Source organism: Rhodoferax ferrireducens (genome assembly GCF_031458075.1).
GTDB classification, from domain to species: domain Bacteria; phylum Pseudomonadota; class Gammaproteobacteria; order Burkholderiales; family Burkholderiaceae_C; genus Rhodoferax_B; species Rhodoferax_B ferrireducens_A.
The window spans coordinates 167904-193560 of sequence record NZ_JAVDXT010000002.1 but is presented as its reverse complement, the minus strand read 5'-3'; the positions used below and the strand labels follow the sequence as shown (position 1 = coordinate 193560).

Genomic DNA, 25657 nt, shown 5'->3' with positions numbered 1-25657 from the left:
AATTCAGGTGCGCTTGGCGGCCGTGCGGCGGATGGCTTCGTTGATCTCGGCAATCGAGCGCTCGATGGCCGCATCGTCCAGGTCGTCCATGCCGGTGTCGGCACCGCCGGCCTGGAACGAGGAGGCAAACGCTCCGTCCTGGATGGCGTCGGTAGAAATGCCGCGGGTGGACTCGAACATGTCCGGGGTTTCCCACTCCAGCGCCATCACGGTGACGTTGTCGCTGCGAGCCCCGGCCACGCGCAAGGCCTGCTCCACCAGATCGGGCACCGCCTGCGATACCGGCCCGGAGCTAAGGCCTTTGACGATTTCGTCGTCGCTCAGGCTGTCCCACAGGCCGTCCGAACACAGCATGATCTTGTCGCCCTGGTGCAGCACGATGGGGCCGCCGACCTCGAAGGCCGGCTTCACCGGCGAACCCAGGCAGGTATAGAGCACGTTGCGGTTGATGTTATTGCCCAACTGCGGCCCGCCTTCGGCGCGGTGCTGCTCGGCGTAGGAATGGTCGCGGGTGCGGGTCAGCAGCACGCCGTCGCGCACCACGTAGAGCCGCGAGTCGCCGCAGTGCACCCAGGTTGCGCTGCTGCCCTGCACCACCGTTGCCACCAGGGTGGTACGCGGCGTGTCCAGCATGCCTTGCTTGCCTGCATAGCGCAGGATCTGGTCGTGCGCCGCCAGCAGTGCACTGCCCAGGAAGGCGCCCACCTGGGCCAGCAAGGGGCGGGCCTGCTTCTGGTACAGCGCCGACATGGTTTGCAGCGCTACCTGGGCGGCGATTTCGCCCTGTGGGTGGCCGCCCATGCCATCGGCCAGCAGGAACAGACCCGAGCCGCGGGTGTAGCAGTAGCCCATGCGGTCTTCGTTTTTCTCGCGGCCGCCCTTGCGGCTGACTTGGAATACGGAAAACTTCACTTGGCGGGCGCTCCGAAGCCGGTGGCTTCACGCACGTTTTTCTTGGTGTCGGATACCAGGGTGTCGAACTGCAGGCGCAGCTTTTCGGCCACGGTCAGCTTGGTGTAGCGGCGCTCGCCTTCGCGGCTGAGTTCTTTTTGCAGCGCAAACACCGACTGCGGGCGCGACAGCGGGTCGATGGACATGCACCATTCGACCACTTCGATCAGGTTGTCGGAATACACGCCGCGCAGTCGCGACAAGGCCAGGGTGATGCGGTCTTTCTCCACCCGCTGCGGGGCTTCGTTCGGCGGGTAGCCCTGCATGCAGGCATAGATGCAAGCGCCGATCGCGTAGATATCGGTCCAGGGGCCCATGGAGGCGTCGCGCCGGTACATCTCGGGCGCGGCGAAGCCCGGGGTGTACATGGGGCGGATGAAGTTGCCTTCTTTGTTCAGCACTTCGCGGGCCGCGCCGAAGTCGATCAGCACCGCCTTGTTGTCGTCGGTGATGAAGATGTTGGCCGGCTTGATGTCCAGGTGCAGCATCTTGTGCTGGTGCACGATGCGCAGGCCGCGCAGGATCTCGTCGAACAGGCTGCGGATGGTGGATTCGCGGAACACCTTCTGTTTGCGCAGGTCGCGCGAGGTGATGATGAAGTCCTGCAGGGTCGCGCCCTCCAGGTAGTTCATCACCATGTAGACGGTTTCGTTCTCGCGGAAGAAATTCAGCACGCTGACCACCGAGGGGTGGGAAATCTGCGCCAGCGAGCGGCCTTCTTCAAAAAAACTCTTCAGGCCCAGGCGGTACAGCGACAGTTTTTCGGGCGGCACCTGCGGCAGCAGCTCGCCGGTAGCCCGGGTGGCCAGCGAGCTGGGCAGGTATTCCTTGATGGCCACCTGCCCGCCCGAGGTATCGCCGGCCAGGTAGACCACGCCGAAGCCGCCGGACGACAGCCGCCGCACGATACGGTAACCACCAACTACGGTGCCAGGGGGAAGCGTGGCCGGCTTGATCTTGGACATAAATTTGGGTGGGTGGGGCAACGCCGCAAGCGAACCAGTTATTCTCGGGCCATTGCAACGATATGTACCTCTAATGCCAGTTTACAGCATGACCGGCTACGCCAGTGCCCAGCACAGCAGCGCCACCAACAGCCCGGAATCCGAGTCCAAAAGCACGGCCAACCGCCGCCTGGGCATCGAGATCCGCTCCGTCAACAGCCGTTTTCTGGACCTGTCATTCCGCCTGCCGGACGAGCTGCGCAGCCACGAGCCGGCGCTGCGCGAAAAAGTCATGGCCCAGCTCAAGCGCGGCAAGGTCGAAGTCCGCGCCGCCATTGAAAGCAGCGGCTCCAACACCCTGCCCGACCCCTCGCCGCGCCTGATGCAGCGTGTCAACTCGCTGCAGGACTCGGTCAAGGCCTGGCTGCCACAGGCCGCGCCGCTGAGCGTGGCCGACGTAATCCGCCTGGCCAGCAACGAGCAAGCCCCGGCCCACGACTGGGCCGAAGACGTTCTGCCGCTGGCCGACACCGTGCTGAAAGCCCTGGTCGCGGCCCGCCAGCGCGAGGGCGATCGGCTGGCGACGATGCTGGTCGGCCACCTGAAACAGCTGCGCAGCCTGGCCGCCAAAGCCCTGCCATTGGTGCCCCAGCTGGTGGAACAGCAGCGCCAGCGCTTCATCGAGCGCTGGAAGGAAGCCATGGCCCTGGCCGATGGTGCCACCCTGCCCGAAGCCGCGCAGGACCGCGCGCTGACCGAAGCCACCGCCTTCGCCATCCGCATCGACGTGGCCGAGGAGCTGACCCGCCTGCACTCGCACCTGGACGAGATGGAAAACATCCTCAAAAAGGGGGGCGAAGTCGGCAAACGGCTGGACTTCCTGATCCAGGAACTGCACCGCGAAGCCAACACCATGGGCTCCAAATCGGCGGCCTTGGAGCTGACCCGTATCTCCGTAGACATGAAGGTGCTGATCGAGCAGATGCGCGAACAGGTGCAAAACGTCGAGTAAGCCACATTTGCTATACTATGTATAGCAATCTACGCTTGAACCATAAGCGCTGGATGCCGATTTAACCCAAATCCAGGCTGACCGGGCACTGCATTCACAGTGCCCTCCCCCATGAACCTGACTTCCCTCCTGCTGCGCTGCGCGTGGCTGCTCTACGGCCTGGCGCTCTGGGCCACTCCCGCGTCGGCTGAACCGCCCGCGCTGGATGCCCGGCTGCTGGACGCGCCCATGGCCTCGCTCACCCCCAGCATGGCGATCCTGGAAGACCCGGACCACAGCCTGGCCTTGGCCGATGCCATGCAAGCCCGCATGACCGAACGCTTCCAGCCGCCGGCCAGCGCCGCCGCTGCGCTGAATCTCGGCCATTCATCCTCCCGCTACTGGCTGCGCCTGCGTCTGCAGAATCCCGGCGACCAGCCGATTGAACGCATGCTGGAAGTCGGCTACGCCCGTTTGTCCCAGCTCACGCTGTTCCAGCCGCAGGCCGACGGCTCTTACCAAGCGCAAGCAACCGGCAATGCGCTGCCGTTTGCCACGCGCGCGTATGCGAACCGCTATTTCGTCTTTCCCATCGCACTGCCCGCCCATGCCGACCAGTGGCTGTACCTGCAGGTCCAGTCCAGCAGCCCGCTGATCGTGCCGGCCCGGCTCTGGACCCCATCGGCCTTCCACGCCTACGAGCGCAAGGACTACAGCGCCCAGGCCCTGTACTTCGGCATGGCGCTGACCATGGTGCTGTTCAACCTGCTGCTGTACTTTGCGCTGCGCGACCGCGTCTACCTGCTGTATGTGCTGTTCGCCAGCTGCTTCACGCTGACCCTGGCCGAAGAAAATGGCCTGGCCAAGGAGTTTCTGTGGGGCGACGCGCCGCTGTGGTCGAACATCGCCACCGGCGTCGGCTTCTCCTGGTCCTGCGGCATCTTCCTGGTCTTCATGCGGCAGATGCTGAATACCGCCAGCCTGCTCCCGCGGCTGGACCGGGCCATCCCATGGCTGGTGGCGCTGTTCCTGCTGTCGCCGCTGGCCTTCCTCACCGACTTCGACGCCGCCATCCAGCCCGCCGTGGCGCTTTGGAGCCTGACCATGCTGCTGATACTGGGCGTAGGCCTGTACGGCGCATTCCGGCGTCAGCGCACCGCCTACTTCTTCGTTGCAGCCTTTGCCATCGGCTGTTTTGGCGGCATTGCGGCAGGCCTGAAGGCCCTGGGCTGGATGCCCAGCAACCTGCTCAGCGTGAACCTGCTGCAGCTGGGCTCGGCCATCGAAATGCTGCTGATGGCCCTGGCCCTGGCGGACCGCTTCAACCTGATCCGGCGCGAAAAAGCCGCCGCCCAGCAGGCCGCGCTCGACGCCCAGCAGCTGATGCTGCACAACCTGCAATCGCACGAACGCCTGCTCGAAGCCCGAGTGGCCGAGCGCACCGATGCGCTACAGCTCCTGAACCGCCAGCTCGAAGCCCTGAGCACCACCGACGGCCTGACCGGCATCGCCAACCGCCGCCACTTCGACCAGGTGCTGGCCCGCGAATGGCGCCGCGCGGCCCGCACCGGCGAGCCGCTGGCCCTGGCCATCCTCGACGTGGACTGGTTCAAGAAATACAACGACCACTACGGCCACCAGGCCGGCGACGACTGCCTGCGCCAGGTGGCAAGTATTCTGGCCAGCCACGCCGGCCGCGCCAGCGATCTGGTGGCGCGCTACGGTGGCGAAGAATTCGTGCTGGTGACTCCGGCAACCGACGGCCAGCGCGCGCTGCAGCTGGCCCAGCGCATGTGCGCCGACATCCAGGCGCTGGCCCTGCCACATGCGGTGTCGGAGTTCAGCTGCGTCACCGCCAGCATAGGCGTGGCCGCGATGCTGCCGCAAGAAGGGCAAATGCCCGAGCTGCTGCTGCACAACGCCGACAAAGCGCTCTACCAGGCCAAGGCCCAAGGGCGCAACCAGGCGCTGCTGGCCTAGGCCAACGCTACAGCAAATATAGCTACCAGCGCAGGTGGAATATGCGCCAGGCCGGATTTTATTGAGTTACAGGCGGACGGGGATGCCACGCTCGGCCATACGCGCCTTGGCCTGGGCCACGGTGTATTCGCCGTAGTGGAAGATGCTGGCGGCCAGCACCGCGTCGGCGCCGCCCAGGCTCACACCGTCGGCCAGGTGGTCCAGGTTGCCGACACCGCCCGAGGCGATCACCGGCACGCTGACGGCGTCGGCCACAGCCCGGGTCAGGGCCAGGTCGAAACCGGACTTGGTACCGTCGCGGTCCATGCTGGTCAGCAGAATTTCACCCGCGCCGCGGCGCGCCATCTCGGCAGCCCAGGCCACGGCGTCCAGGCCGATGTTCTTGCGGCCGCCATGGCTGTACACGTCCCAGCCCGGGCCGCGGATGGCCGCGTCTTCCGCGCTTCGGCGCTTGGCGTCGATGGCGACCACGATGGCCTGGGCGCCGTACTTGGCCGAGGCCGCGTCGATCACATCCGGGTTGCTGATGGCGGCCGAGTTGAAGCTCACCTTGTCGGCGCCGGAATTCAGCAGCCGGCGCACGTCTTCCACGGTGCGCACGCCACCGCCGACGGTCAAGGGGATGAAGACCTGCGAAGCCACGGCCTCGATGATGTGCAGGATCAAATCGCGGCCGTCGCTGGTGGCGGTGATGTCCAGAAAGGTCAGTTCGTCGGCGCCCTGGTCGTTGTAGCGGGCGGCAATCTCCACCGGATCGCCGGCGTCGCGCAGTTCGACAAAGTTGATGCCTTTGACGACCCGGCCGCCGGTCACGTCCAGGCAGGGGATGATGCGTTTGGCCAGCATGGAAACTCCAGGAGAAACAGATTAAACGAGGCTCAGGCTTTGCCAGCCAGTCCAGTGCGCGTCGGCTGCCAGGGTGATGGGCGTGTTGACCTGGGCGGCCTCGACGCAGACCATCTGCAGATAGCCGTCGGCCGGCATGTCGGCGATGCTGGCGCACTTGGCCGCGCCCGGGTTCCAGACCACGGTGTCGGCCAGGTTCTCGCTCTGGGCGACGCGCAGCTGCTGCGCGCCATCGACCAGGATCAGCGGCTCGGCTGGGGCCTGGTAGACGCGGTCGACCTCGCCTTCCAGCTGCACCACGCCGGGCTCCAGGCGGTTCGTCTGGGCCACATCGTCCCAATAGGGTTGCGCGGCCAGGCCGTGCAGCTCCAGGTGGGCCAGGTTCTGCACCCGCAGATAGCTGTGCAGGGCCAGCGCAAAGTCCAGCGGTTGGCTGCCGGTGTTGTGTACCGAGAAGGCGAACTTCAGAATGCCGGGCGCCAGCTCGACCCGCAGCGTGGCGCTGAAGGCATGCGGCCAGAGGGCCAGCATGGCCGGGCTGCTGTGCAGCTGCAGTTCCAGCGCATCCACCTCGGCATCGGTGGCCGTGCCGGCCGTCCAGGTGCTGGTGCGCGCAAAGCCGTGCTTGGGCAAAGGGCCACGCATGTTGAACTGCGGAAAGCACAGCGGCACGCCACCGCGCAGCGCGCTATGGCCGTCGAACAGCGCATGCGGACTCAGGTACAGGCGCTCGCGGCCATCGCTGGTCCAGGACAGGATGTGCGCACCATGCAGAGCGACCAGCACGCTGTCGCCACAGGCGTGGCGTAAGCGCAGACAGGGCTGGTGGTGGAAGCTTTCGGCGCTGATCTGCAGATCAGACATCGCCGTAGAAGGTGTCGGCGCGCTCTTGGGCGGATGCAAAGTCCAGGTCGCCGGTGTAGATGGCGCGGCCGCAGATCACGCCTTCAATGCCCTCTTCTTCGACTTCACACAGGCGTTCGATGTCGGTGATGTTGCTCAGGCCGCCGGAGGCGATCACCGGTGTGTTCAAGGCCTGGGCCAGCTTGACCGTGGCTTCGATGTTGATGCCGGTGAGCATGCCGTCGCGGCCGATGTCGGTGTAGATAAAGGATTCGACGCCGTAGTCCTGGAACTTCTTGGCCAGATCGACCACCTCGTGGCCGGTGAGCTTGCTCCAGCCGTCGGTGGCGACCTTGCCGTCCTTGGCATCCAGGCCGACGATGATGTGACCGCCGAACGCGGTGCAGGCATCCTGCAGGAAACCGGGGTTCTTGACCGCTGCCGTGCCGATGATGACGTAGCGCAGGCCCGCATCGAGGTAGCGCTCGATGGTGTCTAGATCGCGGATACCGCCACCCAACTGCACGTCGATCTCGCCGCCCACCTCCTTGAGGATCTTGCGGATGGCCATTTCGTTCTTGGGCTTGCCCGCGAACGCGCCATTCAGGTCCACCAGGTGCAGCCTACGCGCACCCTTGTCCACCCAGCTACGGGCCATGGCGGCGGGGTCTTCGCCGAACGTGGTGGTTTGGTCCATGTCGCCTTGTTTGAGGCGCACGCAATGGCCGTCTTTCAGATCTATCGCAGGAATGAGAAGCATGGTGCCGTGAACAGCAAGTAGAGAAAGGAGATTAAGGGGCCCAGTGCAAGAAGTTGCGGTACAAGGCTAAGCCGTGCTCAGCACTTTTTTCTGGGTGGAATTGGGTTGCGAAAATGTTATCACGTGCAATGGCTGCAGTGAACGTGTCGCCATAGTCCGCCAGGCCTGCGCTGTGGTGCGCATCCGACGTTTTGACATAAAAACTGTGGACAAAATAGAAGTAGCTGTTGTCCGGCACCTCGCCCCACACCGGATGGCGCCGACCGCCAGGGCTTTGCTGCTGCACCTGGTTCCAGCCCATTTGCGGCACTTTGAAGCGGCTGCCGTCGGCCTGCAGGCGGCCGGCCAGGTCAAAACGCAGCACGCGGCCGGGGATCAGGCCCAGGCCGGGGGTATCTTGTTCTTCGCTGTGGTCCAGCAGCATCTGCATGCCGACGCAGACGCCCATCAGCGGCTTGTTGCGGGCCGCATCCAGCACGGCTTCTTTCAGGCCCGAGTCGTGCAGCTCGCGCATGCAGTCGCGCATCGCGCCCTGGCCGGGCAGTACCACGCGCTCGGCGGCCAACACGTCTTCGGGTTTGGAGGTGACCACCACGGTATAGCCGCTGGCGGCCGCCACATGCATCACTGCCTGGGATACGGAAAACAGGTTGCCCATGCCGTAGTCCACCACGGCGACCGTTTTATTTGCTATCAATGTCATAGCTGCTTGCGCAGAAGGAATGTGCTTGAAAAGCCGATTCTACTGAAAACTTTACAGGGAGCCCTTGGTCGACGGGATCACGCCGACGGAACGCGGGTCCAGCTCCAGCGCGGAGCGCAGCGCACGGGCAAAGGCCTTGAACACGGTTTCGGCCTGGTGGTGGGCGTTCACACCCTTCAGGTTGTCGATGTGCAGGGTCACAAACGCGTGGTTCGCAAAGCCCTGGAAGAACTCATAAGTCAGCTGGCTGTCGAAGCTGCCGATCATGCCGCTGGTGAACGGCACATGCATTTCCAGGCCGGGACGGCCCGAGAAGTCGATGACCACGCGGCTCAGCGCCTCGTCCAGCGGCACATAGGCATGGCCGTAGCGGCGGATGCCCTTCTTGTCGCCAACCGCCTTGTGCACCGCCTGGCCCAGGGTGATGCCCACGTCTTCCACCGTGTGGTGGCCGTCGATGTGCAGGTCGCCCTGGCAGGCGATGTCCAGGTCGATCAGGCCGTGGCGGGCGATCTGGTCGAGCATGTGGTCGAAGAAGCCGATGCCGGTGCTGAGGGTGGACTTGCCGGTGCCGTCCAGGTTCAGCTTGACGGTGATTTTGGTTTCGGCCGTGTTGCGGCTGACTTCGGCGGTGCGTGGAGCGTGGGTGGTCATATGGAGGTTTGGAAGGCGGCCAGCATGCGTTCGTTCTCTTCGGCGGTGCCGATGGTGATGCGTACGCAATTTGCCAGCAATGGGTGCATTTTAGAAACGTTCTTGACCAGCACGCCTTTCGCCTTCATGCCGTCGAAGGTTTTGCCGGCATCGGGCACGCGCACCAGCAGCATATTCGCGTCGCTGGGCCACACTTTGACACCGGGCAAAACCCCCAATGCTGCGGAAACGATAGCGCGCTGTGTCCGTATTTCCTGCGCCTGGACCGCAAACACTTCCAGATGCGCGAGCGCAAACAGCGCGCACTCGCAGTTCAGCACGCTGACGTTGTAGGGCGGGCGCACCTTGTCGATCTCGGTCACCAGGGCCTGCGGGCCGATCAGGTAGCCGAGGCGCACGCCGGCCAGGCCGAACTTGCTCAGGGTGCGCATCAACAGCACGTGGGGGTGGCGTGCCAGCCGGTCCAGGTAGCTTTTGCTGGAAAACGGCTGGTAGGCCTCGTCGATCACCACCAAGCCGGGCGCGGCTTCGATGATCTGCTCAATCGCCGCATCATCCCAGAGGTTGGCCGTGGGGTTGTTCGGGTAAGCCAGGTAGACGATGGCGGGCTGGTGCTGCGCAATCGCAGCCAGCATGGCGGGCGTGTCCAGCTCGAAGTCGGCGGTGAGCGGCACGCCGACGAAGTTCAGGCCCAGCAGCTGCGCGCCCATGGCGTACATCACGAAGCCCGGTACCGGGGCCAGCACGGTGGCACCCGGCCGGTTGCAGGCAATGGCCAGCAGGTTGATGATTTCGTCCGAACCATTGCCCAGGATCAGCCCGTAGCCTGCGGGTAGGCCGGTGTGGGCGGCCAGCACCTGGCGCAGGTAGTCGACCCGGCCATCGGGGTAGCGGTTCAGCGCCACAGCACCAAGCCGTTCGCCCAGTTCGGCCTGCAGCGCGGGCGACAGCCGGTGCGGGTTCTCCATGGCGTCCAGCTTGACCATGCCGGTCGCATCCTGCACCACATAGGAATGCATGGCCCGTACATCGGGGCGGAGGGTGTCTAAGGGGTTTCTCATGGGGCTCTTTTGGCGTAACGCTGTGCCAGCACGGCGCAAACCATCAGCTGGATCTGGTGGAAGATCATCAAGGGCAGCAGCATCACACCCACGGTATGGGCGGCAAACAGCACCTTGGCCATGGGCACGCCGCTGGCCAGGCTTTTCTTGGAGCCGCAGAACACAATCGTCACCTCGTCCTCCTTGGAGAAGCCGAGCCAGCGGCTGCCCCAGGTGGTCAAGGCCAGCGCCAGTGCCAGCAACAGGCAGCAGGCCGCCACCAGGCCGATCAAAACGACGGGCGGCACCTGCTTCCACAGGCCTTCGACCACGGCAGCGCTGAAAGCGGTATAGACCACCAGCAGGATCGAGCCCTGGTCGACAAACTTCAGCCCCGCCGCGTGGCGCTTCACCGTGTCGCCCACCCAGGGCTGCAGCAGCTGGCCGGCCACGAAGGGCAGCATCAGCTGCAGCATGATGCGGCCAACCGCATCCCAGGGGTTGGCGGTAGACACGCCGCCCGCCACCACGATCAGGCTGACCAGCAACGGCGTAATGAACACCCCGATCAGGCTGGACGCCGAGGCGCTGCACACTGCCGCCGCCACATTGCCGCGCGCCATCGCGGTAAACGCGATCGCCGACTGCACCGTGGCCGGCAAGGCGCAGAGGAACAGCATGCCCAGCGCCAGATCGGGCGTCAGCATGGCCGAGAACAAGGGCTTGAGCCCCAGGCCCAGCAAGGGGAACAGCACAAAAGTGCAGCCCAGCACCAGCAGATGCAGCCGCCAGTGGCTGAGGCCGGCAACCACCGCCGCGCGCGACAGCCGGGCGCCGTGCAGAAAGAACAGCAGCGCAATCGCCGCCGTGGTCAGCAGCTCAAAACCCTGGGCCACCAGGCCTTGCGCGGGCAGGATGCTGGCCAGGGTGACGACGGCGATCAAGACCAGGGTGAAGTTGTCCGGCAGGAAACGGGGGCGTGTCATGGGATTGGGATGGGCAGTGTTGGCCTGCACGCTATTTATTTAATAGCTACACAGGAACGAGGGATATGCGGCAGCGGCCTATTTTACGTTTGGATCTGACTCCCTTGCAGCAGCCGGGCTATGGCCGTACACGCGTGGCCGCAGCACCTACAGCCCCCAGTAGTCCGCCAGGATCAGCGCCGCCTCGGCGGTGAAAGCGCCCTGCTCCATCTGCTGCAGCGTCGTCGCCTGGTCCCAGAGTTCAAAGCGCTCAACCTCACCGTCCTGGTTTACGGGTTCCATGCCATCCGGCACGGTGCAGGCAAACCAGTCTATGTGCTCGACCACATAGCCGGCGCCCCCACCGTCGTCGGCCGGCCGGCGCGTAGTGACCTGGCCGCCGTAGCGCAGACCGTGCAGCTGCTGCAGGTGCAGGCCGGCCTCCTCCCAGGTTTCGCGCTCCAGCGCGCTGTCCAGCGTGTCGGCGGCGGACACCATGCCGCCCATCAGCGTGTCCCACAGGCCCGGGTCGTTGGGCTTGCTGAAGGCGCGCTGCTGCAGCCAGACGCGGCCGTCGGGCGCCGCGCCGACCAGGTGCACCGCGCGCGTCGTCGTGCCGAGCACGCGGATCACGGCGCGCTCTATGGTGGCGACGACCTGGCCGTCGGCATCGGGCACGGCCAGCTGTTCGTTGCGCCAGACGTGGGCCAGGCCGGCGTCGCGCAAGGCATGGGCCAACACAGCCAAACTCTGCGTGGGATCGCCATGGAGCTGCCACCCCCCAACACCTGCACGCTCCACTTTAGATAGCACCTCGCGCAGCTCAAATAAGCGCTGCGGGCCGATTTGGCTTAAAAATCCGGGCTCGACCGAACCGATCTGCACGGTACCGGCCCACAAGGGCACGCGCGGGCGCAACGGCGGCTGGTCGGCCCCCACCCGCAGTGCGGCCAGCCAAGACGCAAACGACGGCGTGCTCACAGCGTGAGGATGGTGCAGCCGGTGGTCTTGCGTGCTTCCAGGTCGCGGTGCGCCTGCTGCACCTGGGCCAGCGGATAGCGTTGGCCGATGTGGATCTTCACCTGGCCGCTGGCGACCACGGCGAACAAATCGTCGGCCATGGCCTGGGTGCTTTCGCGGGTGGCGATGTGGGTAAACAGCGTGGCGCGGGTCAGGTACAGCGAGCCCTTGGCGCCGAGTACGCCGGGCGCGAACGGCGGCACCGGGCCCGAGGCATTGCCGAACGAAGCCAGAAGCCCGAAGGGGCGCAGGCAGTCCAGCGATTTCTCGAAAGTGTCTTTGCCCACCGAGTCGTAGACCACTTTCACGCCGGCTCCGCCGGTGATCTGCTTGACCCGTGCCACAAAGTCTTCTGCTGCGTAATTGATAGCATGTGTCGCACCATTGGCGAGCGCCAGAGCACATTTCTCTGCAGAGCCCGCAGTGCCGATGAGCTGCAGACCCAGGGCCTTAGCCCACTGGCTGGCGATTAGGCCGACGCCGCCGGCAGCAGCGTGGAACAGCACAAAGTCGTCGGGCTGCAGACCGCCCTGGGGCAAGGTTTTCTTCAGCAGGTACTGCGCCGTCAGGCCTTTGAGCATCATCGCCGCGCCGGTCTCGAAAGAGATCGCATCGGGCAACTTGCAGACGCACATGGCCGGCATGACGCGGCGCTCGCAGTAGCTGCCGGGCGGGTTGCTGGCATAGGCGGCGCGGTCGCCGACCTGCAGGTGGGTTACACCCTCGCCCACCGCCTCGACCACACCGGCCGCTTCCATGCCCAGCTGCACCGGCAGGTTCTGCGGGTACAGGCCGCTGCGCTGGTAGACGTCGATGAAGTTCAGGCCAATGGCATGGTGGCGGATGCGGATCTGGCCGGGGCCGGGCTCGCCGACGGACACGTCGACCAGTTGCAGTTCTTCGGGGCCGCCATGCTGGCGGATCTGTACGGCTTGGCTGGAATGGGACATCAACAAGGCTCCTGAAAATAGTTCGCCCGCATGGTGCCACGAAACACGCGTTACAGTGCGCGCCATGCACCAACGCCTGACATTCCAAACTGCCTTGCTTCTGACCTTGCCGCCCCTGCTGTGGGCGGGCAATGCGGTGGTCGGACGCCTGGTACACACGCTGGTGCCACCGGTCACGCTGAACTTCATCCGCTGGGCGCTGGCCTTTGCCATCCTGCTGCCGCTGGCCGGCTGGGTGCTGAAGCGCAACAGCGGGCTGTGGTCGCACTGGCGCCGGTTTGCGCTGCTGGGCCTGCTGGGCGTAGGCCTGTACAACGCGCTGCAATACATGGCGCTGCAGACCTCGACGCCGATCAATGTGACCCTGGTGGGCGCCAGCCTGCCGATGTGCATGCTGGCCGTGGGTGGGCTGTTTTTTGGCGCCACGGTGACGCGCCGCCAGGTGCTGGGCGCCCTGCTGTCGCTGGCCGGCGTGCTGTTGGTGCTGAGCCGCGGCGAATGGCAACAGCTGCTGGGCCTGCGCCTGGTGTTGGGCGACATCTTCATGCTGCTGGCCACACTGTCCTGGGCGTTCTACAGCTGGCAGCTGAGCCAGCCCAAAGACCCGCCAGCGATACGCGCCGACTGGGCGGCCTTCTTGCTGGCGCAGATCACCTTCGGCCTGCTGTGGTCGGGTGCGATGACGGCGGCGGAATGGGGTTTGGGCGCGGCCCCCATCCAGTGGGGCTGGCCGCTGGCCGCCGCACTGGCCTATGTGGCCATCGGCCCGGCGATACTGGCCTACCGCTGCTGGGGTGCAGGGCTGCAGCGCGTGGGACCGAATGTGGCCGGTGGCTTCATCAACCTGACGCCGCTGTTTGCCACCGTGCTGTCGGCCGCCTTCCTGGGCGAATGGCCGCACCTGTACCACGGCCTGGCGTTTGTGCTGATCGTCGGCGGGATCGTGGTGTCGTCCAAGCGCTAACGCCGAACGACTTTACGCAGCAGGTTCTTCACATCGGTATAAAACGGCTGCGGATCGCCTGCGTTCCACACGTAGTAGCCGACGCCGGGGCGGAAGAAGTCGCGCACAAACCGCCATACCTCGGCCAGCGGGCGCACCTGGAAGGTCCGGTCGACGATCTTGCCCGGCTGCAGGCAAATGCGCACCAGGCGCTTGAGCTCGGTACTGACCATGCGGCAGCGCTGGCCCCAGCGCACCGGCGGCAGCACCGGCATGTCCAGGCCGCTTTCCAGCGCATAGGAGATCACGCCAAAGCCGGCGCCGCATTGCACCGCCAGCGGAAAGCTGCCCCAGTAGCGGCCATTGATTTCCATCAGCACGGTGCGGCCGGTGGCGGGGTCCCAGCGGTACTCGACCATGGCCACGCCTTCCCAGCCGATGTGGCGCAGCAAGGCAATCGACTGCTCTTGCAGGTCGGCATGCTGGTCCAGCGGCACGGCATCGCAGACGCTGGAGAAACCGCCCTCGGGCGGCCACTCGGCCACGCGCAGATGCTGAAAACGGCGCACCGCTTGGCCTTTGTGCATGTAGAAAAACTGGCCCAGGCCGGTGCCCGGGCAATAGGCCTGCACCATCGGCCATTCGCCCACCGGCTGGTAGCGCGCGGCAACGGCCAGGAACTCGGCGGGGGTGTAGACGTATTCGGCCTTCAACAACTCCAGCCCGGCCTGGCCGAGCTTGCGGGCGATGGCGTTCGGGTCTTTCCACTTCAGCACCGCGGGAAAATGGAAGCGCGCCGCCAAGGCCTCGGCCTCGGCCATTGAGGTGGGTTCGGCAGTCTCGGGCACGGCAATGCCGACCTCGCGCGCGGCCTGCAGGGTGCGCTGCTTGTCCAGCACCATGGCCAGGGTTTCGGGCGTGGGCACCACGGGGCGCACACGGCCGAACGCATGGCGGTTCTGGGCCAACCAGCCCATATTGACCTCGGACACGGCGATCAGGCAGCAGGGGCCGAGTTCTTCGCCCAGCGCCACGATGGCTGCGATCAGCTCGGGGCTGCGCGGCTGGGTGATGACCAGCTTGCGCGCCAGGTAGCGCGATGACAGGCCGATGGCGTCCGGGTCGTAGGCGATGCCGATGACGGTGACACCTGCGCGGCCGAGTTCGCGCACCAACCCCAGGCCGATCTGGGTTTCCAGCCCCAGCACGATGCAGGGCGGGTGGGGTTCAAGTATTTGCGGCATGGGAAGGATAAAGGCGCGTGTGGGCACGGATAAAGAGCTGCTCCAGCCAATGTTTGAGGACATGGCGTTTGTTTTCCGTGAGCCAACCGATGGCCCAGACGGACAATGCCACCATAGCGGTAGTCTGGCCCCAGTAACCGTGGCCTTGCGGGTCACCACGCAGCACGGCCGCCCAGAACAAGAACAGCGGCTGGTGCAACAGATACAGAGATAAGGTGTAGCCTGCCAGGAAGCGTATTGGCCGCTCCAGGCGTAACAGCAGCGGTGCCAGGCTATCACTCACCCTGCGCATGCCGACAAAGTTTAGAAATACCAGGCTACCCAGCAGATAGTCACTGGGGAAGAACTTGGAAAAAGTCAGTTGCGCATGCCAACGCTCGCCGATCAAGGCTTTGGAATAAGTCGCCACCTGTTCGGACACCCCGCCCCAGTGGAAAGCCACGATACCAGCGCAGGAGCCCAGAACCAGCAGCCAACCCTGTAACGCCGAGATTTGGCGCAAACGCTGCCAACGGTACAACAGCACGCCCAACATCCAGATCGGGGCCAGCAAAAACACCTTAGGCCCCAACACCAGCGCCAAAATTACCGCCGCAAACCAGCCCACGCGACGCGGCATAAACATGACCAACCCGAAAGCCACGTAGTACCACATCTCGTAGCAGATCGACCAGTACGGCACATTAGAGAAACTGGTGATAGAGATAAACCAGGTTTCATTGAGTAGGACCAGGCTGGCCGCCGTGCGCACCAGAAACTGATCGAACGGATAGTCGTACAGTGCCGGGTACAAATGACGCCCCACGGCGTCTAGCCCAATAGTCAGAAACACTGCGGGCAGCGCCACCGAATAAACCCGCGAAATGCGGCTGGCCGCATATGTAGCCCAGTGTCGCTCCTTGGTGTCGGTGATGTAGGCGATGACGAAGCCGGACAGCACGAAGAAGACGGTGACCGCGCTATGGCCGTAGTCGCTGGCTGGCAGTATGTCCTGCACCAGCAGACGCTGGTTCGAATGGTACATATAGACTAGGCAGGCGGCGACGAAACGCACCAGATCGAGATAGATGGAAAAGGTTTTACCCACGGACACGGCCCCTTAAAGTACGCGCCGCACGGTTTGTTCCAGGTGCCGGCGGGCCGTGGAAGCCCAGCCCGTGCACGGTTGCTGCGCTGTGGATGCGAGCACCGACTGCATAGGATCAAAGCTGCCGACGATGAAGGTATCCCGGTGTTCGCCCAAGAACGCACAGAGCTGGGCAAAACGTTTGACCACAACCCAGTCGGGCTCGCTGCTACCAGGCTTGAGCATTTCGAAGTTATGCGACACCACCACGAAATGCTGGGCACCGAGATCCTCTGCGTTGAGCAGGGCATCGCGCATTTCTGCAAAGCTGCATGCGCCCACCTGGGCGGGTCGGTCTTTCCCGAAACCGTCCCGGAACACCGTGACCGGGAAGGTGGTGACACCATCGACGACAAACACGGATTCCTGGTCGCGGCCCTTCAACACATCCGGCGCGCTCACCGCATGGCAACGGTTCAGGCTGCTGTCGAGAAGCAGTTGGTTGCGGCGCAGCGCGGTAAATGTGTCCTGGTTGGCGGCAAAGCTGCCGGAACGGAATGCGGTGATGGGACCGCTGCCCGCGGCCTCCAGCATCTGTTTGCCGCAGGCTATCAGCTTCGTCTGCTCTTCCAGGGTGTAGTAGCTGAGATGCTGGCGTTTGGTGGTGCAGTCGGGAATCAGCGGCTGCAGGGCTTCGTCGGTCCACTCAGGGTGCAAATGCAGCTGTACATCCTGCCCGGCGGCGCGGATCAGGCTGACAATGGTATCCAGGTGCTGCTGGCCAAAACGGGCAGCAAACAAGGGCTCGACAAAGAACACACCGCGCAGACCATGCTGGTTGAGCAACTCCAGGGTTTTGGGCAGGGCATAGTCGCCGTGGGCCGAGTGGCCGTAGACATAGCGCTCGAAGCTGGCGGGAAACGCACGGTCCAGGTCATTCCAGCCATTGCACCAGACTTCGATATCGAATGTCAGGTAGACATTCATTGCTTGATGCACGGGCTGCCGGCCGCGCGCAGGTCGGCGACCAGGCCACTGACAGCCGAGTGGAGCAAGGTGAAGCAGGTTCGGAAATAGGCATCCGAAAGCACATGGGGGTCATGCAGATGGATGCGATGCGGTGCCGCCCAGTGGCCCAGCAAGGCAATCGACGCAGGCGGGATGCCCGCGGCACGCAATTTTTCGGCATGGCGGATCTCCATGACCAAGAGCAAATCGGTAGGACGAAATTGGTAGTCCGTCAGGTCGGTGGCAGTATGGGCAGACAGGTCCAAGCCGAATGGACGGGCCGTCGCCACCGCTTTATGGAAAGCCGGTTGCCCGGTCATAGTGGACAGGCCCAGCGAGCAGGTCGTGACGCCTTGTGCCCGCGCCACAATTTCCGAGAACGCACTGCGGTTGATATTGCCCAGGCAGACAAAGACCAGGCGGTCCACGTCCTGCAGGCGCGGGTGCAGGTACTGCTCTACGCGGCCGGTCGCAAACTCCAGTTGCCCCAGTACGACACGTACCCAGCCGCGCACGGTGCCGTAGTTGGTGTCGACCATCTTCTGCACACGGGGTAGCCAGCGGTTCATGCGCAGGCTCCATTACAGACCCAAGGGCTGGTACGCCGATGCGGGGAGGCACGCCATACCGATGAGGAAAAGAGAAGCGTCATGGAGAGGGAAAGTACCCGAGTTACAGCGTGCACAAGCAAGTTAGGTGGGTTTTATGCGCGCAGCAGATTGCCGGCAAACCGGGCACCGAAGCGTATCTTGCTGCGGTCCCAGGGGGTGAAGCGTGGGATCTGGAATACGTCGGTCTCGGCATGGGATGCGCCCCAGGTGGTGGACACCGCAGCGTCGAAGCCGAGGTCACGCACAATGGACACGCTTTCGGGTGAATAGTCAGCACCCGGTTTGCCATTGGGGTAGGCAAAAAGGCCCACCCGCTCACCCAATATTTGCTCCAGCAAGCGCCGGCTATCGGCAATTTCTGCCTGGGCCGCATCGGCGCCCAACTTGGCCAGAATCGGATGGGAACGGGTATGGGCTCCGATTTGCATGCCGGCACTGCGCATCTCACGCACTTGCTGCGAGGTCATCATCAGGTCATTGGGCAGCTGTACACCTGCGCAGACGGCGATTTGCTCGGCCAGGGCTTTGCGCGCCACTACGGGTAGGTACTTGATGTGGCCGATGATGGACTCGATGGCCTGGCGTTTTTCTGGCAATGTATCCAGTGCATAGCGGCCCAAATGCCCTGAGCCATCGGGCTTGGCCAAGCTGGATAAATCAAGCTCTGCCAAGGTGCAGCCCCGCACCGACTCGATCACCGAGTCGTTCCACATGCGACCACCATCCAGGAAGTCGGTGGCGATGAAAAAAGTGGCAGGCAGACCATAGCGCGCCAAGATGGGCTGGGCGACGGTGCGGTTGTCGGCATAGCCGTCGTCAAAGGTAATGGCGACGGCCCGTTCGGGCAACGTGCGCGACTGCAATTGTTGGGTAGCCAAGTCGAGCGGGAGTACATTGCACCAGGATTTCATCCACCGGCAAATGGCATCGAACGTGGTGGCATCGACTTCGCTCGGGAATATCGGATCAGGCTCTAGAAGTACCCGGTGGAAGATCAGGACCGACAAGCGACCACGCTCACCCGCAGGCGACAGCTGCTTCAAAACAGTTTTAAACATAGGTTCAGGCCACGACGGGCTTGCGTGCCAGCCCGGGGATATTTCTCCAGCCTGGTACATAGGCGGGCTCGCGCTCCCAGCTACGTTTCTCCACCCATACCCGGGTAAGAACTACCAGCACCATCACGTTGTACGGCAAATCAAAATAAGCAAGACTCAGGAATGCGCCCCCCACGGCATAACCGACCAGGCAGACCTGGCACATCGCACCGAGGTCGGCACACCAGGCTGCTTCGGGAATTTTTGCGGCCTTGGTGCGCAACCATCCAGCCGAACGCCAGGTTGCGATCCAGAGAACCAAGAACAAGAACAATCCGACAAAACCGTGGTTACCTAAAACCTGAAAATAAATGCTGTGGGCCGCATGCACCTTTTCGGGGTAAGGCGAATAAAGAGCAAACAATTCAGGCCTAGCCGCGTCAAAACCGACGCCTAATGGGTAGTGGAAAGCTATGTTCCACGCATTCCACCATGCAGAAATACGTCCCATGGATGAATCATCCTCTTGATAGTCCCCCATAGAAGACATACGTCCCATCCATGCATCGGGCATGAATGCCACCAGCAAAGGAACCACCAGAGCTAAGGCGGCGCCCACCACAAACTTGTTCTTGCCATTCCACCAAAGGAAGATCGCCATAGCACTAATGGCCAGCAAAGCACCACGTGAATAGCTACCAAGAGACGCAACCGCACATAAAACAATACCTGCGGTCATGGCATAGCGGGCCCAACGCCCCACCAACTGCATCTGCAGGAACCGTAGCAAAGGAATAGCCATCACCAAAGACAACGCAAATTCATTGTTGTCTTCGATAAAAGAACCCGGCGGACCCCACACCCTAAAGTTTCCACCCGTCAGCAAAGTAAATAAGCCGCCTTTAGCTCCGAGCAATGCCAATGAGCCAGCAGCCACCCACATCAAAGCCAGAATATGCTTCTTGGAGTGCAGCAGCATCAAAGCCACCAGAATCATCACGTCAATCTTCATGACCTTGTTCCATTGCCAGTAGTCTCCAGCTCGATCGACCCCGAACAGCATGGATAAGGTCATCCAAATCATGAAGATAAACAATACAACGACCACCCGCGATTTGAACGGAGAGGCTCGGTCTTTGGTGATGATTAAACCCAAGATTGTTGCAAGAACAGATATGGCTGCCAACGGTGCATCGTACGCAAACCCATACGAATAGCGATGCGGATTCATGATGCTCAACCAAGTCCAAAGCATCACACCGATCCAAGGCTGGCGCAGTGCAGCAATGGCACCAGCGAGCACGATAGCTACGATCAGAATGTCACGCATGTGGAGAGCTAACTTGGTTAAACAGCATGGCTGATGATGTAGCGAAATTTACCGGATTTTTCTGCCGCGATGGAGTCCACCAACTCCACCTGCACAGCAACCTCTTGGCCCAGCCGGCGCTGGAACCCGATCACGATCTGCTCCACCATGGATGGCTGGAACTCAGGCCCTGCAACCACTTGCACGCGGGTTAGCGCGCGTGACTCCTGCACCACCTTGAACGATTGCACGCCCGCCAGGTCACGCAAGATATAGATCAGCGAAAGTCCATGCATGACCGTGCCATCGGCGGCAATCACGAAGTCGGTGCTACGGCCCTGAATTTCCTTGAGCATGGGTAGACCCCGGCCACAGCTGCAAGTACCCGTGTCGAGTACGCCAATGTCGCCCGTACGGTAACGAATGAAAGGGAAATCGTTGGTTGCCAGATGGGTTACGACAATCTCACCCGCAACACCCGGCGGCTGTACGACACCCGCTTCATTGATGATTTCCACGATCAGATCTTCTGCCGTGAGGTGCATGCCACCTGCAGGACACTCGTGGGCGATGAAACCAGCGTCCCGCCCACCATACCCGTTGGCGACTGGACAGCCAAATACCTGGCTAATGGTGGCTCGTTGGTTGTCGTACAGGCGCTCAGACGTGACGAATGCGACTTTGATGCCCAGGTCGTTCATGGCTACACCCCGCTTCTGTGCATGCTGGGCAATGTGGGTCAGAGCCGAGGGGTAACCGAAAAGCATCTTGGGCCGGGTACTGCGAATAGAGGCAATAAAACTATCGAGTTTGGCCTCGGACATTTCAAACGCAGGCAGCAATTGGGTCCGCAGGATCTGGTCACGAACCTGCTTGATGCGGTCTTGCCCGCCCAGCTCGATAGGCGAGCCCCACACCACGATTTCGGTGTCTCCAATGTCCACATCCCACCAACGGGTGGCTCGCCATTTAGCGGCCACATCATGGCTGACACGCTGGCTGCCAATAAAGAAAATGAGCGGCTCTCCACTGGAGCCACCGGTATTGAAACGAGCGAGTCCTTGGGCGTTATCGGCTTTCAGCGCCTCGGTGTTGGCCCGAATTTTCGATTTATCGAGAAACGGAAGCTGCGCGAGCTCTGCCACAGAGCGAATCAGGTCTGGCTGGAAACCGATCTCGGCAAACATGGTCCGGTAGTAAGGAACATGGGCTTGTGCATGGCTCAGCAATTGGCGTAGCCGCGATAACTGAAGCGCACGAAGCTGGTCTGCTGGCCACCACTGGGATGCGTCCATTTGCTTACGTACGGCTAGCGTAGTGTGCTTCTTCAAACGCTCTTGCAGCGGGAAAAGCAATCCCGATACCAGACGGGTATACAGTCCAGACATGGCTTTAAGGCCCCTTCACGGACGTCGGCTGCAGAAGCAGCTCTTGTGCAGAGCCCGCTGCAATGGTTTGGAACTCTTGCACCAGTACAGCGACCCGCTGATCCCAGGAGTTGTCACGTGCATAGTCCATGATGTGCTGTTGATTCCAGGTTTGGTCAAGCGACTGCCGCATGGCCTGTAGCAGAGCAGGCTGGTCTTCAAAAGGAACGACGTAGCCCAAATCGGGCTGGCAAATCACTTCGCTATTGCCCCCCACGTCGGTGGTCACCACAGGAAGGCCGCATGCCATGGCCTCCAGGAATACATTGGCCCAACCCTCGTTACGGGTGGAAAGCACGAACACATTGGCTGCGGACAAAGGCAGCTTGAGCTTATCGGGAGGTAAGGCGCCAAGAAAGTGCACCACGTCTTGCAAGCCCAAATCAGCAACTTGCTTATGCAGTTGCACCGTCCAATCCCCTTCAGCGCTAGGGCCTCCGACCACCAGGAAACGGATGGCAGGAAATACTTTCTTGAGGTCGGGTAGGCAGGCAATCACCCGGTGGAAACCCTTGCGCTCACACAGTCCACCAACAGACACCAATACGGGTGCATCCAATGGCAACCCCAAAGCCTGCCGCGACTCCACCTGCGGGAGGGCATGGAATTTCCCTAGGTCGACCCCGTTACCAACTACCCGCACTTTGTCTGCGGGCACCCCCATATCCACGGCTGTGCGCTTCAATGCATCTGCAACCGAAAATATCCTTGCAGCCCGGGCCATGGCCTTCTGCATCAAACGCCGGTGAGAAGAACTCTTGGCAAGGCGAGACTCCGTACCCCGCAAGGTAATCGTGACAGGTAACGCCAACCAGCGTCCTATGAGCGCAGCCGCATAGCCATCCGGATACGCAAAATGGGAATCAATGATCTGAAAATCAAACTCGCGTTTGAGCCGCCACAGCGTGGGCAAACTGCCGAGCGCCATGAATAATCCGTCCCAGGATTTAAAGATACCAGGAACAGAAAAATACCGCGGGTGAAAAACCTCTACCCCTGACTGCAACTCTGACCGCGGAGCATCGGGTCGAAAATGCGGTCGCCATTTACGAATCATGCTCTGAAATGGAAACCAGGGCACGGGAGCCACCACCTTCAGTGGCAAGGCTTGCCCCACGCGAAACATGCGCTCACGGATAAACAGCCCAGCATTCGGCTGCCCTGGATGCGGAAACAGCGAACTGAACACAACAAGCCTCGGCTTGTTGTCACGCATGCTGGGCTCGCTGCGCAAGCAATCGCTCATACACAGGACGATAACGTGCAACGCTCACGGGCCAATTGCGCTCAGTTTCTACGAAAGAGCGTGCTTGTGCCCGTAGTGCTGGCCAACGATCTTGATTCGCCAGTAAATCGAGTACTTTGCTTGCCAGCGCATCCGGATCATCCGCCTTGAACAGGGTCCCTGTTTTACCGTCTTGGATGAGCTCCAAATGCCCGCCCACGTCGGAAGCGGCCAACAAGCGGCCTTGTGCCATTGCTTCCAGCGGCTTCAATGGAGTTACCAGCTCTGTAAGGCGCATAGAGTGCCGTGGATACGCCAACACATCGACCAGGTCGTAATATCGACGAACCTCGGCATGTGGCACACGCCCTGTAAAAACCACTTTGTCTTGTATTCCCAAAGCTTGCGCCTGCGCCTTCAGAGCTGCGTCTTGCGGCCCGCCGCCCACCAATAACACACGTACATTGGGCATACGCTGCAAAATCTGCGGCAAAGCGTTTAAAAGGACATCGAGACCCTCATAGGCATAAAAGGAGCCTATGAAACCGACAACTGTGCTACCGGCCAGACCTAGTTGGTTCTTGAGCGCCATATCCGGCACTCCTCCAACATCAAACGATTCGATATCCACCGCATTAGGAATCACCGTCACATTCTCGGCAGGAATTCCACGTGCCACGATATCGGCCCGTAGGCCTTCGCAGATGGTGAATACATGGTTGGCGCGCTTGAGTGCCCTGGTCTCGAGGCGGCGCGTAAATCGGTAACGCAAACTGCCCTCCTGCGTTGTTCCATGGTCTACGGCAGCATCTTCCCAGAAAGCCCGCACTTCATAGACGACAGGAATTCCCAATCGCTTGCCAACCCGCAGCGCCGGAAGCGCATTCAGTACGGGAGAGTGGGCATGCAGTATGTCTGGACGTACCAGCTCTGCGACCTGTTGCAAGCGACTCTCCACTTGGCGCATCAATGCCAGTTCGCCCAGACCGGGCAAACGCCCAGCTACCGCTGGGGCAGCAGTGCGATAGAAATGCCAACCGTCTACGGTTTCCTCCAACGGACCATCCGCGGTGTGCTTAGGTGTCGTGAGGTGAAAAGTTTCCCAACCCAGCTTGCGTTGCTCCCGCAAAATAGACAGCGTTCGAAAGGTATAACCACTGTGCAAAGGAATGGAATGGTCCAGCACATGCAATATCCGCGTCATACGGGCGCAGCCTCCATCGGGGCAGACACCGGTACGTCCGACTGCATAACATTGCGCAAAAATGCCTCAAACATCAGCAGAGTCCACAGCGGCGCACTGTAATCACGTGCGCCAGAATCGTGCGAATCCACCAAATGCTCCAAGTATTTACGATTGAACCAGCCCGTTTCCGCTAAACGTGGACCAAGTACAGCATCACGTACCCGCTGGCGCAATGGCCCCCGAAACCAACGAGCCAATGGCACAGAAAACCCCATCTTGGGACGGTACAGAATATCGTGGGGCAAACGAGGCTCCATAGCTTTCTTCAACAGATATTTGCCTTCTTGCCCCTGGATCTTTAATGACGATGGCAATGTAGCCATCCATTCAACCAACTCGTGGTCCATCAACGGCTCTCTAACTTCCAATGAATGGGCCATGCTGGCTCGATCCACCTTGGTATTGATATCACCCACCAGATAGGTCTTCAAATCAAGATATTGGATCAGCGCGAGTGGATCATCTGTATTCGCACGGCCGGCATGGTAGTTAAATACCTCCTGCGCGTTGTATCCCGCAAGCTCGGTCTTGAAGCGACCGCTGAACAACTGCTCACGCATGGGGTCCCGCAAAATAGATACTGAATGGAAATAGGCTTCTACCGAGTTGCGAGAAAGACCTTCAAAGGTAGTTTTTGCCCTGAACATGCGCGGCGCCCAATCGGCCTTTGGATACATGCGCCCCAGGGTTTTAAACAGGGGTTGCCGCAGCGCCAACGGCATAGAGGAACGCATCTTCTCTTCCATCAAGTGCAAGCGGTAGCGCCGATAGCCGCCAAAGGTCTCATCTCCACCATCACCGGATAGAGCTACCGTGACATGCTTGCGCGCAAGCTGGCACACCCGATAGGTAGGGATGGCTGAACTGTCGGCAAACGGTTCGTCGTACAAACTCGCCAGGGTGTCAATCAGATCAAAATCATCACTCTTCACCATCTCCACATGGTGGTTGGTGTGGTAGCGATCGGCCACTGTTTCGGCAAACTCGGATTCGTTGAAGGCCGGGTCATCAAAAGCAATGGAACAGGTATTAACGGGCCCTGTGGATATCTGGGCCATTTCGGCTACGACCGCGCTAGAGTCAACACCTCCGGACAAAAACGCACCCAAGGGCACTTCCGCAATCATGCGCAGGCGCACCGACTCCTTGAGCCGCTCATCAAGTTCCGCACAGGCCTCTTCCACGCCGATCTGGTTGTCGAGCGAGAAACGCACATCCCAGTATTGCTCTGGCTCCGGGATTGCATGTCCACGGCGTATGGTCAATGTATGGGCGGGCGATAGCTTCTTGGCCTGTCGAAAAATCGTTCGAGGCTCGGCGACATAGCCCAGGGCAAAATACTCCTCGACAGCCAAAGGATCCATATCACGCTTGAGGCCACCATGGGCCATCAGAGATTTGAGCTCGGAACCGAAAAGCAACATGCCGTCGTCCAGCAAGGCGTAGTACATCGGCTTCACCGCCAAGCGGTCACGGGCCAGAAAGAAGGTGTCAAGATTGCGGTCCCACAAAGCAAAAGCAAACATGCCACGGAACCGTTTGACGCAATCTTTGCCCCAAGCCTCCCATGCATGAACGATGACTTCGGTATCACTGCGAGTGTGGAATACATGACCCAGGGCTTGCAGCTCAGGAATTAGCTCTTGGTAGTTGTAGATTTCGCCGTTGAACACCACTACAACCGAACCATCTTCATTGAAAAGCGGTTGCTGACCGGTAGCAAGATCAATGATCGATAAACGTCTATGCCCTAAGCCAACACCAGGCTCCAGATGCATTCCACCCTCCACGGGTCCCCGATGGCGCTGGGATTCATTCATCCGGTGCAAAACAGCCCGATCAATGTCACGGCCACCACGAGTATCAAAAATGCCGGTGATTCCACACATGGTAT

General features: G+C 61.6%; 24 protein-coding genes. 3 read left to right on the top strand and 21 right to left on the bottom strand.

Annotated features, from left to right (window positions below):
• Positions 1 to 3 precede the first annotated feature (3 nt).
• Together J2X19_RS09940 and J2X19_RS09935 are read right to left on the bottom strand one after the other, a co-directional pair.
• Positions 4 to 912 carry a PP2C family protein-serine/threonine phosphatase gene (locus J2X19_RS09940; RefSeq protein ID WP_310372991.1) on the bottom strand — a complete coding sequence of 303 codons (909 nt, stop codon included), beginning with the start codon at positions 910 to 912 and terminating at the stop codon, positions 4 to 6.
• A complete protein-coding gene (locus tag J2X19_RS09935) occupies positions 909 to 1916 on the bottom strand; it encodes a serine/threonine protein kinase (protein ID WP_092756803.1) in 1008 nt (335 codons plus the stop codon). Before J2X19_RS09935 ends, J2X19_RS09940 begins: the two co-directional genes overlap by 4 nt.
• A 73-nt stretch (positions 1917 to 1989) precedes the next feature.
• Between J2X19_RS09935 and J2X19_RS09930 the strand changes: the two genes are divergently transcribed.
• Positions 1990 to 2907 (top strand): YicC/YloC family endoribonuclease, encoded by a 918-nt coding sequence (locus J2X19_RS09930; RefSeq protein WP_116603992.1) that lies wholly within the window; start codon positions 1990 to 1992, stop codon positions 2905 to 2907.
• 111 nt (positions 2908 to 3018) lie between these two features.
• The gene (locus tag J2X19_RS09925) at positions 3019 to 4866 is read left to right on the top strand and encodes a diguanylate cyclase (protein ID WP_310372987.1); all 1848 of its coding nucleotides are present in this window, start codon (positions 3019 to 3021) and stop codon (positions 4864 to 4866) included.
• A 66-nt stretch (positions 4867 to 4932) separates the two neighbouring features.
• Here the strand turns inward: J2X19_RS09925 and hisF are convergent, their stop codons facing one another.
• From hisF to J2X19_RS09880, 9 genes are all read right to left on the bottom strand, one after another.
• Positions 4933 to 5712 (bottom strand): imidazole glycerol phosphate synthase subunit HisF, encoded by a 780-nt coding sequence (gene hisF / locus J2X19_RS09920; protein WP_116603994.1) that lies wholly within the window; start codon positions 5710 to 5712, stop codon positions 4933 to 4935.
• A gap of 21 nt (positions 5713 to 5733) precedes the next feature.
• Positions 5734 to 6576, bottom strand: a complete 843-nt coding sequence (locus tag J2X19_RS09915) for a D-hexose-6-phosphate mutarotase (protein WP_310372985.1) — start codon at positions 6574 to 6576, stop codon at positions 5734 to 5736.
• Positions 6569 to 7315: a 1-(5-phosphoribosyl)-5-[(5-phosphoribosylamino)methylideneamino]imidazole-4-carboxamide isomerase gene (gene hisA, locus J2X19_RS09910; protein ID WP_092756808.1), complete on the bottom strand. Its 747-nt coding sequence runs from the start codon at positions 7313 to 7315 to the stop codon at positions 6569 to 6571. Before hisA ends, J2X19_RS09915 begins: the two co-directional genes overlap by 8 nt.
• Before the next feature lie 31 nt (positions 7316 to 7346).
• Positions 7347 to 8018 (bottom strand): imidazole glycerol phosphate synthase subunit HisH, encoded by a 672-nt coding sequence (gene hisH / locus J2X19_RS09905; RefSeq protein WP_310372981.1) that lies wholly within the window; start codon positions 8016 to 8018, stop codon positions 7347 to 7349.
• Positions 8019 to 8069: 51 nt separating this feature from the next.
• Positions 8070 to 8672 carry an imidazoleglycerol-phosphate dehydratase HisB gene (hisB, locus tag J2X19_RS09900; protein WP_116603997.1) on the bottom strand — a complete coding sequence of 201 codons (603 nt, stop codon included), beginning with the start codon at positions 8670 to 8672 and terminating at the stop codon, positions 8070 to 8072.
• Entirely contained in the window at positions 8669 to 9733 is a 1065-nt protein-coding gene (gene hisC, locus J2X19_RS09895; protein ID WP_310372977.1) for a histidinol-phosphate transaminase, read from the bottom strand. Before hisC ends, hisB begins: the two co-directional genes overlap by 4 nt.
• Positions 9730 to 10698: a bile acid:sodium symporter family protein gene (locus J2X19_RS09890; RefSeq protein WP_092756812.1), complete on the bottom strand. Its 969-nt coding sequence runs from the start codon at positions 10696 to 10698 to the stop codon at positions 9730 to 9732. The genes hisC and J2X19_RS09890 overlap by 4 nt, the downstream gene beginning before the upstream one ends.
• 147 nt (positions 10699 to 10845) lie before the next feature.
• Positions 10846 to 11658: an NUDIX hydrolase gene (locus J2X19_RS09885; RefSeq protein ID WP_310372974.1), complete on the bottom strand. Its 813-nt coding sequence runs from the start codon at positions 11656 to 11658 to the stop codon at positions 10846 to 10848.
• Positions 11655 to 12647: a quinone oxidoreductase family protein gene (locus J2X19_RS09880; protein ID WP_310372973.1), complete on the bottom strand. Its 993-nt coding sequence runs from the start codon at positions 12645 to 12647 to the stop codon at positions 11655 to 11657. Before J2X19_RS09880 ends, J2X19_RS09885 begins: the two co-directional genes overlap by 4 nt.
• Before the next feature lie 64 nt (positions 12648 to 12711).
• On the opposite strand from J2X19_RS09880, the gene J2X19_RS09875 reads away from it, so the two are divergent.
• Positions 12712 to 13611, top strand: coding sequence for a DMT family transporter (locus J2X19_RS09875; protein ID WP_092756815.1), 900 nt, complete (start codon positions 12712 to 12714; stop codon positions 13609 to 13611).
• Here J2X19_RS09875 and J2X19_RS09870 read toward each other — a convergent pair.
• The 10 genes from J2X19_RS09870 to J2X19_RS09825 form a co-directional block, all read right to left on the bottom strand.
• On the bottom strand, positions 13608 to 14834 hold the full coding sequence (locus J2X19_RS09870; RefSeq protein WP_310372970.1) for a carboxylate--amine ligase: 1227 nt from the start codon (positions 14832 to 14834) through the stop codon (positions 13608 to 13610). The genes J2X19_RS09875 and J2X19_RS09870 overlap by 4 nt on opposite strands.
• Positions 14818 to 15921: an acyltransferase family protein gene (locus J2X19_RS09865; protein WP_310372968.1), complete on the bottom strand. Its 1104-nt coding sequence runs from the start codon at positions 15919 to 15921 to the stop codon at positions 14818 to 14820. Before J2X19_RS09865 ends, J2X19_RS09870 begins: the two co-directional genes overlap by 17 nt.
• Before the next feature lie 12 nt (positions 15922 to 15933).
• Positions 15934 to 16887 (bottom strand): polysaccharide deacetylase family protein, encoded by a 954-nt coding sequence (locus tag J2X19_RS09860; RefSeq protein WP_310372965.1) that lies wholly within the window; start codon positions 16885 to 16887, stop codon positions 15934 to 15936.
• Positions 16884 to 17477 (bottom strand): arsenate-mycothiol transferase ArsC, encoded by a 594-nt coding sequence (locus J2X19_RS09855; protein ID WP_310372963.1) that lies wholly within the window; start codon positions 17475 to 17477, stop codon positions 16884 to 16886. Before J2X19_RS09855 ends, J2X19_RS09860 begins: the two co-directional genes overlap by 4 nt.
• 134 nt (positions 17478 to 17611) lie before the next feature.
• Positions 17612 to 18577 carry a polysaccharide deacetylase family protein gene (locus J2X19_RS09850; protein ID WP_310372961.1) on the bottom strand — a complete coding sequence of 322 codons (966 nt, stop codon included), beginning with the start codon at positions 18575 to 18577 and terminating at the stop codon, positions 17612 to 17614.
• A 4-nt stretch (positions 18578 to 18581) separates the two neighbouring features.
• Positions 18582 to 19886 (bottom strand): putative O-glycosylation ligase, exosortase A system-associated, encoded by a 1305-nt coding sequence (locus tag J2X19_RS09845; RefSeq protein ID WP_310372959.1) that lies wholly within the window; start codon positions 19884 to 19886, stop codon positions 18582 to 18584.
• 17 nt (positions 19887 to 19903) lie between these two features.
• Positions 19904 to 21052, bottom strand: coding sequence for a phenylacetate--CoA ligase family protein (locus J2X19_RS09840; RefSeq protein ID WP_310372958.1), 1149 nt, complete (start codon positions 21050 to 21052; stop codon positions 19904 to 19906).
• A gap of 205 nt (positions 21053 to 21257) precedes the next feature.
• Entirely contained in the window at positions 21258 to 22508 is a 1251-nt protein-coding gene (locus tag J2X19_RS09835) for a glycosyltransferase (RefSeq protein ID WP_310372956.1), read from the bottom strand.
• Complete coding sequence (locus J2X19_RS09830; RefSeq protein ID WP_310372954.1) at positions 22501 to 23721, bottom strand: TIGR04063 family PEP-CTERM/XrtA system glycosyltransferase; 1221 nt, start codon at positions 23719 to 23721, stop codon at positions 22501 to 22503. Before J2X19_RS09830 ends, J2X19_RS09835 begins: the two co-directional genes overlap by 8 nt.
• Positions 23718 to 25652 carry an XrtA/PEP-CTERM system amidotransferase gene (locus J2X19_RS09825; protein WP_310372952.1) on the bottom strand — a complete coding sequence of 645 codons (1935 nt, stop codon included), beginning with the start codon at positions 25650 to 25652 and terminating at the stop codon, positions 23718 to 23720. The genes J2X19_RS09830 and J2X19_RS09825 overlap by 4 nt, the downstream gene beginning before the upstream one ends.
• Positions 25653 to 25657 lie beyond the last annotated feature (5 nt).

Bases quoted from the DNA above. Each gene is read 5' to 3' on its own strand.
- J2X19_RS09935 (WP_092756803.1), bottom strand. From the start codon at position 1,916: ATGTCCAAGATCAAGCCGGCCACGCTTCCCCCTGGCACCGTAGTTGGT.
- J2X19_RS09930 (WP_116603992.1), top strand. From the start codon at position 1,990: ATGCCAGTTTACAGCATGACCGGCTACGCCAGTGCCCAGCACAGCAGC.
- J2X19_RS09925 (WP_310372987.1), top strand. From the start codon at position 3,019: ATGAACCTGACTTCCCTCCTGCTGCGCTGCGCGTGGCTGCTCTACGGC.
- hisF (WP_116603994.1), bottom strand. From the start codon at position 5,712: ATGCTGGCCAAACGCATCATCCCCTGCCTGGACGTGACCGGCGGCCGG.
- J2X19_RS09915 (WP_310372985.1), bottom strand. From the start codon at position 6,576: ATGTCTGATCTGCAGATCAGCGCCGAAAGCTTCCACCACCAGCCCTGT.
- hisA (WP_092756808.1), bottom strand. From the start codon at position 7,315: ATGCTTCTCATTCCTGCGATAGATCTGAAAGACGGCCATTGCGTGCGC.
- hisH (WP_310372981.1), bottom strand. From the start codon at position 8,018: ATGACATTGATAGCAAATAAAACGGTCGCCGTGGTGGACTACGGCATG.
- hisB (WP_116603997.1), bottom strand. From the start codon at position 8,672: ATGACCACCCACGCTCCACGCACCGCCGAAGTCAGCCGCAACACGGCC.
- hisC (WP_310372977.1), bottom strand. From the start codon at position 9,733: ATGAGAAACCCCTTAGACACCCTCCGCCCCGATGTACGGGCCATGCAT.
- J2X19_RS09890 (WP_092756812.1), bottom strand. From the start codon at position 10,698: ATGACACGCCCCCGTTTCCTGCCGGACAACTTCACCCTGGTCTTGATC.
- J2X19_RS09880 (WP_310372973.1), bottom strand. From the start codon at position 12,647: ATGTCCCATTCCAGCCAAGCCGTACAGATCCGCCAGCATGGCGGCCCC.
- J2X19_RS09875 (WP_092756815.1), top strand. From the start codon at position 12,712: ATGCACCAACGCCTGACATTCCAAACTGCCTTGCTTCTGACCTTGCCG.
- J2X19_RS09870 (WP_310372970.1), bottom strand. From the start codon at position 14,834: ATGCCGCAAATACTTGAACCCCACCCGCCCTGCATCGTGCTGGGGCTG.
- J2X19_RS09860 (WP_310372965.1), bottom strand. From the start codon at position 16,887: ATGAATGTCTACCTGACATTCGATATCGAAGTCTGGTGCAATGGCTGG.
- J2X19_RS09855 (WP_310372963.1), bottom strand. From the start codon at position 17,477: ATGAACCGCTGGCTACCCCGTGTGCAGAAGATGGTCGACACCAACTAC.
- J2X19_RS09850 (WP_310372961.1), bottom strand. From the start codon at position 18,577: ATGTTTAAAACTGTTTTGAAGCAGCTGTCGCCTGCGGGTGAGCGTGGT.
- J2X19_RS09845 (WP_310372959.1), bottom strand. From the start codon at position 19,886: ATGCGTGACATTCTGATCGTAGCTATCGTGCTCGCTGGTGCCATTGCT.
- J2X19_RS09840 (WP_310372958.1), bottom strand. From the start codon at position 21,052: ATGTTTGCCGAGATCGGTTTCCAGCCAGACCTGATTCGCTCTGTGGCA.
- J2X19_RS09835 (WP_310372956.1), bottom strand. From the start codon at position 22,508: ATGCGTGACAACAAGCCGAGGCTTGTTGTGTTCAGTTCGCTGTTTCCG.
- J2X19_RS09830 (WP_310372954.1), bottom strand. From the start codon at position 23,721: ATGACGCGGATATTGCATGTGCTGGACCATTCCATTCCTTTGCACAGT.
- J2X19_RS09825 (WP_310372952.1), bottom strand. From the start codon at position 25,652: ATGTGTGGAATCACCGGCATTTTTGATACTCGTGGTGGCCGTGACATT.